Origin of the sequence: Clostridioides sp. ES-S-0010-02, from assembly GCA_020641055.1 — a bacterium.
In the GTDB taxonomy this organism is placed as follows: Bacteria; Bacillota; Clostridia; order Peptostreptococcales; family Peptostreptococcaceae; genus Clostridioides.
On record CP067345.1, the window covers coordinates 3,478,367 to 3,491,159 of the forward strand.

At 28.4% G+C, this 12,793-nt stretch carries 13 protein-coding genes and 1 pseudogene; 1 reads left to right on the forward strand and 13 read right to left on the reverse strand.

The features are described 5' to 3' along the window. Positions 1 to 84: 84 nt before the first annotated feature. The 11 genes and pseudogenes from JJC01_16185 to JJC01_16235 all read right to left on the reverse strand — a co-directional run bounded on the left by JJC01_16185 (position 85) and on the right by JJC01_16235 (position 9,266). On the reverse strand, positions 85 to 900 hold the full coding sequence (locus tag JJC01_16185; protein ID UDN57692.1) for an MBL fold metallo-hydrolase: 816 nt from the start codon (positions 898 to 900) through the stop codon (positions 85 to 87). A 177-nt stretch (positions 901 to 1,077) separates the two neighbouring features. After that, positions 1,078 to 2,529: a rubredoxin gene (locus JJC01_16190; protein ID UDN57693.1), complete on the reverse strand. Its 1,452-nt coding sequence runs from the start codon at positions 2,527 to 2,529 to the stop codon at positions 1,078 to 1,080. Between the two features lie 133 nt (positions 2,530 to 2,662). Further along, on the reverse strand, positions 2,663 to 3,049 hold the full coding sequence (locus JJC01_16195; GenBank protein UDN57694.1) for a desulfoferrodoxin: 387 nt from the start codon (positions 3,047 to 3,049) through the stop codon (positions 2,663 to 2,665). Positions 3,050 to 3,086: 37 nt separating this feature from the next. Continuing rightward, complete coding sequence (locus JJC01_16200) at positions 3,087 to 3,476, reverse strand: transcriptional repressor (GenBank protein UDN57695.1); 390 nt, start codon at positions 3,474 to 3,476, stop codon at positions 3,087 to 3,089. Positions 3,477 to 3,507: 31 nt separating this feature from the next. After that, positions 3,508 to 4,044: a rubrerythrin family protein gene (locus tag JJC01_16205; protein UDN57696.1), complete on the reverse strand. Its 537-nt coding sequence runs from the start codon at positions 4,042 to 4,044 to the stop codon at positions 3,508 to 3,510. Between the two features lie 107 nt (positions 4,045 to 4,151). Next, positions 4,152 to 4,411, reverse strand: a pseudogene (locus JJC01_16210) (hypothetical protein). Positions 4,412 to 4,594: 183 nt separating this feature from the next. Next, positions 4,595 to 4,897: a PTS sugar transporter subunit IIBC gene (locus JJC01_16215; GenBank protein ID UDN57697.1), complete on the reverse strand. Its 303-nt coding sequence runs from the start codon at positions 4,895 to 4,897 to the stop codon at positions 4,595 to 4,597. A 21-nt stretch (positions 4,898 to 4,918) separates the two neighbouring features. Beyond that, entirely contained in the window at positions 4,919 to 5,329 is a 411-nt protein-coding gene (locus tag JJC01_16220; GenBank protein UDN57698.1) for a universal stress protein, read from the reverse strand. Positions 5,330 to 5,534: 205 nt separating this feature from the next. After that, positions 5,535 to 7,463, reverse strand: coding sequence for an EAL domain-containing protein (locus JJC01_16225; GenBank protein ID UDN57699.1), 1,929 nt, complete (start codon positions 7,461 to 7,463; stop codon positions 5,535 to 5,537). Positions 7,464 to 7,652: 189 nt separating this feature from the next. Continuing rightward, positions 7,653 to 8,141, reverse strand: coding sequence for a flavodoxin family protein (locus tag JJC01_16230; GenBank protein ID UDN57700.1), 489 nt, complete (start codon positions 8,139 to 8,141; stop codon positions 7,653 to 7,655). A 114-nt stretch (positions 8,142 to 8,255) separates the two neighbouring features. After that, the gene (locus JJC01_16235) at positions 8,256 to 9,266 is read right to left on the reverse strand and encodes a DUF4116 domain-containing protein (protein ID UDN57701.1); all 1,011 of its coding nucleotides are present in this window, start codon (positions 9,264 to 9,266) and stop codon (positions 8,256 to 8,258) included. 512 nt (positions 9,267 to 9,778) lie between these two features. Between JJC01_16235 and JJC01_16240 the strand changes: the two genes are divergently transcribed. Next, the gene (locus JJC01_16240) at positions 9,779 to 10,123 is read left to right on the forward strand and encodes a hypothetical protein (GenBank protein UDN57702.1); all 345 of its coding nucleotides are present in this window, start codon (positions 9,779 to 9,781) and stop codon (positions 10,121 to 10,123) included. A gap of 162 nt (positions 10,124 to 10,285) precedes the next feature. Here the strand turns inward: JJC01_16240 and JJC01_16245 are convergent, their stop codons facing one another. Both JJC01_16245 and JJC01_16250 read right to left on the reverse strand, forming a co-directional pair. Continuing rightward, a complete protein-coding gene (locus tag JJC01_16245) occupies positions 10,286 to 11,662 on the reverse strand; it encodes a sigma 54-interacting transcriptional regulator (protein UDN57703.1) in 1,377 nt (458 codons plus the stop codon). A 98-nt stretch (positions 11,663 to 11,760) separates the two neighbouring features. Further along, positions 11,761 to 12,783 carry an electron transfer flavoprotein subunit alpha/FixB family protein gene (locus tag JJC01_16250; GenBank protein ID UDN57704.1) on the reverse strand — a complete coding sequence of 341 codons (1,023 nt, stop codon included), beginning with the start codon at positions 12,781 to 12,783 and terminating at the stop codon, positions 11,761 to 11,763. Positions 12,784 to 12,793 lie beyond the last annotated feature (10 nt).

Consider the following 12,793-nt stretch of genomic DNA (forward strand, 5'->3'; position numbering starts at 1 on the left):
TTTTAATTTATACACCTGTAGTTGTTGTTAATTCCCTTAATTTTTTTAAATAAAATTTATTTTTCCAAACTCATTATTAATATACTATATATTTATGGTTAATCCTACTCCAACTTCATTTACATTTAACATTTCATTCATCTTGGCTTTTACCTTAAAAGAAACACAGTGACAAGGATACAACATTTTTATTTCTTCTTTTTTTAAATATTGAATAGTACTATCTAGTCTATCATCCAATTCAAAAAGATGAAAACCACCCAAGATTCCAGCAATTCTATCATCACCACATAATTTTTTGGCATACTCCACTATATTACAAATTCCACTATGAGAACATCCTGTAACAATAAAAACACCTTTATCGGTCTTACATGCTATAGCTGAATCATCTAAAACATAATCATCCTCCCATAAATCTTCTGATTTATATTTTCCTATTTTAGCTCTTTTTTCAAAATTATTTACAGATGGAATCTCTCCTAAGAATATACAATTTTCACTTATCTTAAAAGGTTTGTTAGTTGGTTCATACATAAAAGTATTTCTAACTTTCTCAATAGAAAATGGTGCTCCTATATTATCCTCCCCACATTTTTTAGGTTCAAAACAATTAGGGTGTGCTATAAGTTTAACTTTAGATAAATCATATTTATTTTCTAAAAATTGAATACCCCTTGTATGGTCATTATGTCCATGAGAAAAAATAATATGAGTCAAGTCACCTAAATCTATATCCATTTTTTCAGCATTTGATATAAATATTTCTGAATATCCTGCATCAAATAAAATTCTATTTCCATCAATTTCAATATAGTAACTAACTGCTGGTTCTCCAACAAAGTATCTATCAATATATGTATTATTATCAACGAGAACTTGTATCTGCATTTTTTCCATACTAATCACTCCTTAAATTGTTGTTTAGTTTAATAGTACGATATTACAAGGTATTTTACAATTTAATCTCTCCAATTTTCACATTAAAAAAGAGAATTCTATAATATAAAATTCTCTTTTTATAAAATCTATTTTCTTTTATAAACTCATATTTTTAAATAGTTTTCTTTATAAAATTTATACATGTTGTATATTCGTATAATTTGATATTTCAGAGTTAACTGTATATAAATCATCAACGCTCAAATCATGTATATCTTTATGACCAGAAATTCTAGCAAAAGTCTTAAGTTCTTCTAGACTAACATTTAAGAAATTTGCCACTCTATTTGCACTATTTTCTATATGTAATCTTTTTCTTAACTCCTCATCTTGAGTAGCTACTCCTACAGGACACTTACCAGAACCACATATACGATATTGTTGACACGCTGCTGCCATAAGTGCAGAACTAGCAATAGCAATTGCATCAGCTCCCATAGCTATAGCCTTAGCAAAGTCAGTAGATATACGAAGCCCACCTGTTATAACTAAATCTATATCTAATCCATGTGTATCTATGTATTTTCTAGCACGATAAAGAGCAAATATTGTTGGAACTGAAGTTGCATCCTTAAGTAACTTTGGACTTGCTCCAGTAGCTCCACCACGTCCATCAATAGTCATAAAATCAGGTTTAGCATAAGCTATAAATTCCATATCTCTCTCAATGTGCCCTGCTGAAATTTTAATACCAATTGGACGTCCTTCTGAAACTTCTCTAAGTTCATCTACAAGTTTCTTTAAGTCTTCTTTTGATTGTATTTCTTCAAAACAAGATGGGCTTATAACATCTTGCCCCACAGGTTTATTTCTAACTTTTGCAATTTCTTCAGTTACTTTTTCACCAGGAAGATGACCTCCCATTCCAGGCTTTGTTCCCTGACCAATTTTTATCTCTATAGCATCAGAATTTTTAAGATTTTCTTCAGTTACACTATATTTATTTGGTACATATTCAAAAATATACTTATATGAAGCTTCCTTTTCTTCTGGTAATATACCACCTTCACCACTACACATAGCTGTTTTATTTTTAGCTGCACCTTTTGCTAAAGCTATTTTTAACTCTTTAGACAAAGCACCAAATGACATGTGAGAAATATAAACTGGATTTTCTATTACCATAGGCTTTTTTGCTTTTTTTCCTATTATCGTTGTTGTATTTACTTCATCATGTTCATTTAGCGGTAATGGATTTAATTGAGCTCCCATAATTAAAATATCATCCCAAGAAATTACTGGTAGTTTAGTTTTCATAGGCTCTATTATAGACTTTCCTGTAACAGCCATTTCATGAATTATATCCATATGTTGTTCAACTTCATCATCTCTTCTTAAATATGTATTTAAATAATTTAAATCGCCTGTTTTTTCACTACTCACATCAGATTTTTCTTGAACAGATGCTTCTATTTTATTTTCTTTCTTTTCTTCACCTTCAAAATACACTGTACTTATTTTTCCAAAATAACTACGACCCTTTGTACATACAGGACATGTCCAGTCTTCACTTAACTCATCCCATGTTTTATCATTTTTAGATTCATCATAAATATATCCACAAACACTACATTTATAAATTGACATATTATTTTCTCCTTATACGCTATTAATCTCAAAATAAATTAAGATTTGAGATTATATAAATTTATAGGAGGCTATTTTTATAGAAATAAATTTCTATTTTTTAGCCTCCTTTTTAATTCAGTTTATTTAAATATTACAATTCAGCTTTCCATAATCCATGTAAATTACAATAAGCATATGCAGATATTACTTTATCGTCATCATTCAAAGCAAATTTAACTACAGGTTCTCCATCTACTGCTAGACATTTACGTTGACCACCTTGTTCAGTCATAAGATACACCCATGCTATATGATGTTCTTTAGTCATTGGATGAGCAACACTACTCACTTTAACAGTAACATTATTTCCATCTACTTCAATCACAGGCACATGTTTTTCAACTGCTGCATCTGTTGTATTAGGAACAAGCTCTTTCATAGGCTTTCCACAACAGAAAACAGGAACACCTGCACTGTGTATCATCCCTATAAGATTACCACAAGTCTCACATATAAAAAATCTTTTTTCACTACACATAAACTCACCTCATTAATTATTTTTAGAATTTGAAAAGTTAACCTACTTGACTACACTTTCTACAATTATTACAAATCCCTTTAAAACTTATGTTATAAGATGTTATTTTTATGTCTGTTTCTTCTGATATTGATTCTTTTAAATTGCTAAGAATTTCAGATTCTAAATCGTACACCTCTCCACATACTTCACATATAATATGATAGTGATTTTCTATTCTACCATCAAATCTATCTGGATTTCCTGGAATACTAACTTTTTTTATAAAACCATGTTCTGTTAGCTGAGCTAAATTTCTATACACAGTCCCTAAGCTTAAACTCGGATTATCTTTTTTTAGACTTTCATACAAACAATCAGCAGTAGGATGAACTGGATTATTTAATATTTCATTTAAAATCAGTTCTCTTTGTTTAGAAAATTTCATAGTTAACATTCCTTTTTAATTATAATAATTTTTAATAGTTTTCAGCTTTTATATTGAAATAAGCTTTTGGATGGTCACATACAGGGCATTTTTCTGGTGCTTCAGTACCTACATACACATGACCACAGTTTTGACATTGCCAAACAACTTCTTCTTCTCTTTTAAATATTTTTCCTTCATTTAGGTTTTCTAAAAGTTTTAAGTATCTTTCTTCATGTTCTTTTTCTATTCTTCCAACAGCTTCAAATAAATAAGCTATTTTGTCAAATCCTTCTTCTCTAGCTTCTTTAGCAAATGTTGCATACATGTCAGTCCACTCATAATTTTCACCTGCTGCTGCATCTTTTAAATTTTCTTCTGTTGAAGGCATTCCATCATGTAAAAGTTTAAACCATAGTTTTGCATGTTCTTTTTCATTGTTAGCAGTTTCCTCAAATATAGCAGCTATTTGATTGTAACCTTCTTTTTTAGCTTTTGATGCATAGTATGTATATTTATTTCTTGCTTCTGATTCCCCTGCAAATCCTGCCATTAAATTCTTTTCTGTTTTAGTTCCTTTTAAGTTCATAATTAATTCCTCCCCTTTTTAATAATAGTAATGATTACTATTTCTATATTTATATAGTATATTAATTTCCACATTTTGTCAACTATATATAATATTATTTTTTTTATTTAAATATTCTCATTTTCTAATATATTATTTAACATATAATTTTTAGAATTATATTCTGGATATAAATTTGGTATCAGTTCTGGATAAAATGTTTCTACAAACTTAACCCAAGCTGGACAGCAACTTGTAAATTTAGTGATTTATCATTCTTTGTTATAAGCTCTATTAATTCAGATGCTTCTTCCATAATGGTTAAATCAGCTGAAAATGTAGTATCAAATACATAATCTGCCCCTAATTTTCTTAAAGCAGAAACCATCTTTTCTTCAACATATATTCATCCCTAAGTATTGCAGGATTGTCCTTTTCAATAGAAATTCTAACTTCAGTAAATGAGTGTTTCATCTAAATATTGTCTAATAACAAATATAATTTAATCCTCAATATTAAAAAAGCTTCAAGTAAATACTATTTACTTGAAGCTTTTCCTATATTTTTAAGATTAATTTAAATCTATTAAAATTTCATTTACTATAGATTTTGCATCACTTATTATATATTTTGGTTCGACCTCATAAAACTCCCTATCTATAAATCTATCAATCTTTTCTATACCCTCTATAGAATCACTTGTAACAAATAACACTATAGATGCATCTTCTATATCATACATAGAAAGTTCATTTTTTATACTTCCATCGTTTTGAATTTCATAAACTAAGTCAAACCCTAAAATATTTGCAGCTTCTTTAAGAGAATTTGAACTTTTTTCACTTTCACAAACTGCTGCTATTTTTTTATTCATATTTCAGATACCTCACTAATTCTACTCCGGTACAATCATTACTATACACTTTGCTTGTTTAACTACACTTGCTGTTACTGAACCTATCATTCTTGTTAGACCTTTTTTAGTAGATTTTGTCATAACTATAATATCTACATTATCTTCTTTTGCTTTTCTAATTATTTCATCTCCTGGATAACCAAAAGTAAAATGAACTTTAACATCATACTCTCCCATTATCTCTGCTGCTCTGTCCAGGATTCGTCTTCCTAAGTTCTCAGAATTCTTTATCTCTTCAGCTAGGGATATGCCATCAATAAATACTAGTTCTTTTACATTCATTATTTCCACTTCGACTTCATCTTTTTTGAATATTCCTTGTATAAATTCCAAAGAATGCATACTTCTTTCTGTTCCATCAATTGGTACTAATATTTTCTTTTTATTCATGTCACATCTTCCTTTCTTACATTAGAATAATTAAGTAAAATATATATTTTAAGCTATAAAAATATATAATAAATCTTTACTCTAGGAATTAATAATAAATATTAATAATATATATAATAATTTTAATATTTATTATTGTGTTAATTTTATAATATTTAGCTAATAGTGTCAATGAACAAAATTGTAATTAAAAAAATAAAGGGTATTAAACTGTAAAAGCATTTTCTCTCAACAAATCCCTTAAAATTTCCTCTGGAACAGGTTTAGAAAAATAATACCCTTGTAAATATTCACAATTCATAGACTTTAAATCTTTAGCGTATTCAATGGTTTCAACACCTTCTGCTACAGCTTTCATATTTAATTTATTTATAAGAGATATAATAGTTTCAACTGTGAGTTTATGCTTACTATCTTCATTCATAGACCAAATCAGACTCTTATCTAACTTAATTACTGAAAATGGTAAGGAAAGTATATTAGTAACTCCAGAATAACCTATCCCAAAATCGTCAAGTGCAAATTTAACCCCTAAAGTAATTAATTTTTCCATTGTCTCTCTAATTATATTAAATGAACCTGATGCCACAGTTTCTGTAATTTCAAGTTTAAATTTATTTGGTGACACTTTGTATTTTTTCATAATATCAAACAAATCATCAGCTAAATTCTTTTGCATGCATTGTACTACAGAAAGATTGACAGCTATGGTATCTAACTTTAAATCTTCAAAATCATCACTAGCTATAAATTTACACACCTTCTCAAAAACCACTAACCCAATTGAATTAATAAGACCTGTCTGCTCTGCAATTGGTATAAATTCATCTGGTGGTATAAACCCTAACTCTTTATGTTCTAGCCTAATCAAAGCCTCTGCTAAAGCAAATCTATCTTTACTAGTAGAAAATATAGGCTGATAATATACATCAAAGCCATCATTTTCTAGAGCTTCTTTCAAACAATTTTTTATTATATGTTTTTTCTTTATCTTTTCACTTATAGATGCATCTGCATAAATAACTTGTCTTGATTCAGAGCGTTTTGCTTCATGTATAGAGAAATCAATTGCAACTATAACATCTTCTGTCGTTTCAGCATTTTCTGGAAAAGAAACAACTGCAATACTAGTTGATAAGTTAAAACTTATCTCTTCTATTAGCCATGCTTTTTTAAATCTTTCTTCTATCTGTTTAGTAATTTTCTCTGGAGATATACCTAACTGGCTATTAACAACAATAGAAAATATATCTCCTCCTATTCTATACACATGATTTACATCATGAATATGAATCAAATATTTACCAACCTCTTTTAATGCAATATCTCCATTTTTAGTTCCAAAGGTTTCATTCATAAATTTGAAATCATCAAGAGCAATTGTAATGATAAATCCTGATTGTTCAGTATTTATATTTAAATCTAGTTCTTGAATAAAGGATTGTCTATTAAGTACACCAGTAAGGTCATCAATGATAAGACCTCTATTCTGCATGGAGAGATATGTCAAGAGCAAACTACATGCACATGCTGTTCCTGTAAGAAGATACTGTAAAAAAATTGCCTGCAAAATAATTGCTATAATTGAAACTATGAGAAAACCTCTAATAGCCCATATTTTAGATTCATGCATTGCTTTTTTGTATTTAAAAGATAAAAATGCCGAATATATTGCATAAAAGAAAAATGATAAAAAAGTTGCAGCATATCCATAACCACGTACATAACCTGTTTCTTTTGACAGTCCAAATAAAATGTGTGTAAAAGGATTAGTTATAGATAGAATCATACAAATTATAAGTGGTATAGATAAAAATAAAAGCTTTTTTTTCATATATCTAATATCTTGATAAATAATAGCCATGACATAAAATAATACAAGAGCCGCTGGTATTGGCAATAAAAATAAATATATTTGATTCAATGAAGCAGTTAAAAAAATTGGAAGTTTGTCTATATTATTTAGACAAAGTGAGCCTAAAACATTTGAAATTATGAATAAAAATGAACAAATTAAAAGTGCACAATATATTTTATTTTGTAAAGTAGGTATAAATTTACTTTTAAAAAAGTATACCATCAAAAAAATAACTATAATTGCAGAAAAAATTTCATATTCTATATGCCATACCATAAACTTACCTCACTATTATCGTTTAATTTTATCTATTTTATTTAATATAATATGTTTACAATCATATTATAATTCATATTGATAGCATATTGAGTAATTTTATGGAAAATTTTTATTTGTATACAATTTTTACCTTAAATCCCCATTAAAACATTAAACTTATTTCAAGCATTGTTATGTATATAGAAATTAAGCAAATAATTCTTTTGCTTTTGTAGCAATTCTTTCTCCAAATATTACAGCTTTTTCGTCTTGTATTTCTGGTCCTTCAATTGAATGTACATGTCCTAAATGTATAAATGGTTTTCCTAAAGAGCCACCTCCAGAGTACACAAGCATTCCCTTAACCATTAAATGCCCTACTATAGTAAGAATTGCTACATCAGGACCTCCACAGACATAGTCACATGTAGCAAAAACTGCTCCCAACTTGCCAGCTAGATTTATCTTTTTTGAATCCTCATCAAACCATTTTTTTACTTCCCAAGTTGTATTAGCTAAATATGTTGGTGTTCCAAATATTACTGCTTTACTTTCATTTAAATACTCTGTATCAATACTATCTAATCTCATAAGTCTAACTTCTATTCCGTCTACCTTTTTAGCACCATCTTCTATTAACTTAGCTACCCTTTCTGTGTTTCCACTTCTTGTTTGATACAATATTGTAATTTTCAATTTCAATCCCTCCTTAATGTGTAATAAAAATAATTTATTATATGTCAAATTATAGCACTTATTTTACTATCCTACAAAGAACTATCCAATTATTATTTAATTAACTATTTTATATTAAAAAATCCCCAAACTCACCTTTAACTTATTTATTTCAATCTCAACTATATCTGATATATCTTCAAAAGACATGCCTCTATCATGAAGTTTTCCTGCAATTTTGATTTTTGCATTTTCTTCTCCTTTTTTAATCAAAGCTCTATTTTCTTTTTCTATTACATTTCTAACGTATCTTTTTGCAAATGGCTCATTGCCATCGCATAAAACTTTATACTTTTCTTTATCTCCTTTGACAAAACTAAGAGCTCTTTTATCTTGTTTAACAGCCTCTGTGCAAATTTCTTCTGTTTGTTCTTTCACAAATTTTAGAGCCATTCCATATTGTCTCACTGCTTTCAAGCATATTCCAACAGTCTGTTCCTTTACAAATTCTAAAGCCATACCGTTTTGTCTTACAGCTCTTAGACATATTGTTTCTGTCTGATTTTTTACAAACTTCAAATCAAGCCCATTTTGTCTTACTGCTTCCATACATATTTCTTCTGTCTGATTTTCCACCCATTTTAGGTTATAACTACATTGTTTAACTGCTTCCATACATATTTTATCTGTTTGATTTTTTACCCTTGCTAATCCAAATTCACTATTTCTAACTGCTTCTATACATATTTCTTCTGTTTGCTCTTTTACAAATGCTAAAGCTGTGCCATTTTTTTCAACAGCTCTTAAACATAATTCTTCTGTCTGATTTTCTATATATTTTAATGCTGTTCCATCTTGACTAAGTGCTAACATACATATTTCTTCTGTTGGATCTTCAACAAATTCTAACATTCTCCAATCTTGCTTGACTGCTTCTATACATATTTTTTCTGTTTGATTATCAACACACTTTATTGCATTACAATTTTGTTTAACAGCCTCCAGACATATCTTTTCTGTTTGATTTTTTATGTATATTAAATTTAATCCATTTTGCTTTACTATTTCTAAATACTCATCTTCTGTTTTATTGTCAAAGTCATCATTATCTATTGATTCAAATATATCATTTTTATTCTCTTGCATATTTTAAGTTCACTCCTTATAAATTTTATAAAATTCAATAAATTTACTATCATTTTTATTTTATCAAATAATATAAGAATTTTTCAGTCTTGTTTTTTTTTATAAAATCATTTGTGTGTTAAAAAATAAATTAATTGCTTTAATTCCAGTATACAATACCCAAAATATGTGGTATATTTTAACTATAATATATTTTTATATATTACAGTTGAGATATTTAAAGTTAAATTTATATAAAATACCTTTATTTATATATCATCTTTATTTATATATCATTTAGATTGGATATATTTTTTATTTTCTTTTTTAGTTTTTCGGGTTAGTAAGGGGTTAGTAATTTAGATTTTCATAGGAAATTATTTTTAAAATTAGTTTTTATTTATAGCTAATTTATTTATGTTGTAATTAAATAAAACTAAATATAATTTAAATAATTCCTTGAGATAAATTTAATAAAACTTAGAGTCCTTATCTAAGCTTAAAATACTAAAATTATTAGGAGGATATAAATTATGGACCAAATTAAGCGCTTACACGAATTGCAACAAAAGTCATACTTAACTAAAGAAGAATTTGAGGAGTTAAAAAACAACACATATATTGAAAAATTTGAATTGAGAGATGAATGTGACAACTCTTATATTTATAATTTTTACACTAATGATAAATGTAATGATATAAAATTTATAAAATCACAATTTATTGTTACTCTTATAAAAAACGGTTTTTTATGTGATTGTGGTGGTGTATTTAGACAAAAGAAAATAGTTGATGAATATGATTACGGATATAATGCTATATATAAATGTGATTCTTGTGGAAAAGAACTTGATAAAGAAGTGGAAAATTATGATTAAATAATAAGATAAATATTTTAAAACATTTTTTATAAATATTAAATAAAGTAAAAATCACTCTAATTTTGAACTATACCCACTGTTTTGTACAGTTAAAACAGTGGGTATGGTTCACTGTATAAGGGTGATTTTTTGTGTGCCTTAATCTTAATTCAAGTCATCTTAATTGTTTAATTCAATTTCATACTTTTTTATTTTCTTATACAAAAGACTTTTGTGTATTCCCATAACCTCTGCTGCCTTGGAACATTTCCAATTGTACTTCCTTAACACATCAATAATTAAACTCTTCTCATAATTTTCAACCATTTCATGAATTGAGCAATTACTATCCACATTACATTGAGCTACTCTGCTTATATTATCCATTTTAGATGGAAGGTCACACATCATAATGACCATATCATCACTTACAGCATAAGCACTTTTTATTACATTTTGCAGTTCTCTTATATTTCCTGGCCAAATATAGTTAATAAAACAATTTTTAACTTTATCACTTAAAACCTTCAATTCCTTATATTCAACATTTAATTTATTTAGTATATAATTTGCTAACAATAAAATATCATCTTGTCTGTCCTTTAATTCCATCATATGAATATTTATTACATTTAACCTATAGTATAAATCTTCTCTAAATAATCCCTCTTCAACCATTTTACTTAAATTCTTTCTTGTAGCAGAGATTACTCTTACATCTATTTTTATAGTTTTAAGACCTCCAACTGGTTCTATTTCACTTTCCTGAAGAACTCTTAAAAGTTTTGCTTGCATGGTCAAAGGCATGTCACCTATTTCATCTAAGAAGATTGTGCCATTATTTGCAACTAAAAACTTACCTTTTTTGCCTCCTTTTTTTGCTCCTGTAAAAGCTCCTTCGTCATACCCAAATAGCTCTGATTCTAATAGTTCTTCTGGTATTGCAGCACAGTTTATACTAACCATAGGCTTGTCTGCTCTACTGCTATTATTGTGAATTGCTCTAGCAAAGACTTCTTTACCTGTACCTGTTTCACCTGTTAAAAGCACTGAGAAGTTCGTTTTAGAAGCTTTCATACCTGTTTTCTTAAGTTCTATGAAATCTCTATTTTCACCTATGAGCTTGTCAAAACTACATTTATCCTTGAACTGTTCTTTATAATATTGGAGTTCCATATATTCTGACATTAACTTTTTAGCTACATCAAAGGATTGTAATCTAAATTTAACTTGAGCTACCCCTGCAACTACTTCTCCATTATCATTCTCCACATAAGACCTACTTACTATTACACTTTTTTCTTTTGTTTTTCCACCTGAGTAATGGTGTATAGCTCCTTCTTCACAATATTTATCTCTCATAATATCTAACATTTTTGTATTTGGTATAATACTTTGTATATTGTGTCCTATTATATCGTCTCTTTCTTTCCCTAAGAAGTCACAATATTTATCGTTAATATCTATGATTACTCCATCTTTATTTACAACAATAAAACCATCATCAGTCATGGATAATACTCTTGCAAATATATCCTTATACCAGTGCTCTTTCATTGTTTCATCCCTCCACTATAACCTTCAGCAAAAATAATAAGTCTTACAATACAATATTATAAGACTTACCATTCTATATATTCAATGTTTTCTAGAAGTTACCTATTTAATGATTCTATCATTTCAGGTAGAATTTCATATAAATCCCCTACAATTCCATAGTCACATATACTGAAAATAGGTGCCTTTGAATCTTTATTTATAGCAACTATATATTTAGAATCACTCATACCTGCTAAATGCTGTATTGCTCCAGATATCCCGCACGCAATGTATAACTCTGGTCTAACAGTAGTTCCTGTTTGTCCCACTTGATGAGAATGTTCTATCCACCCTGAATCTACTGCCGCTCTTGAAGCACCAATTTCTGCCCCCAATTTATCAGCTAATTCTTTTATTAGTTCAAATCCTTCTGCCCTCTTTAATCCTCTTCCTGCTGATACTATTATTCTAGCATCAGTTAGATTTATAGATTTCTTTTCTTTTGGAAGAATTTCTACTAATCTAGTTCTAATCATTTTTTCATTAAGTTCTGGAGTAACAACCTCTAAAACTCCAGTCTTTGATTCAGTTCTTACAGCTTTTGCCATAACACCTGGTCGAACTGTTGACATCTGTGGTCTATTTTTTGGACAAACAATAGTAGCCATTAAATTTCCACCAAAGGCTGGTCTTGTTTGTAATAACTTATTATCTGTTGAATCTATTTCAAGTTTTGTACAGTCAGCAGTTAGACCTGTTCCAACTTTACCTGCAATTCTAGGTGCGATATCTCTTCCTATAGAAGTAGCTCCAACTAGTACAACCTCTGGCTTTTTCTCTTCAATTAAACCTGCAATTGAAATTGCATATCCATCAGTTGTGAAATCTTTAAGAAGAGGGTCGTTGATATAATAAGCTTTATCAACACTATAGTGAAGTAACTCCTTTACTTCTTTCTCTACTTCATATCCAGCTATTACAACTGCAAGCTCTTTTCCTAATTGGTCAGCAAGCTTTCTTCCTTCACCAATAAGTTCTATAGTAACAGGATTTATTTTACCTTCCCTTTGCTCTCCTATTACCCAAACACCATTATAATCATTTAAATTTATACCTTGATTAACTTTTGCTCTCATCATCTTAACACTC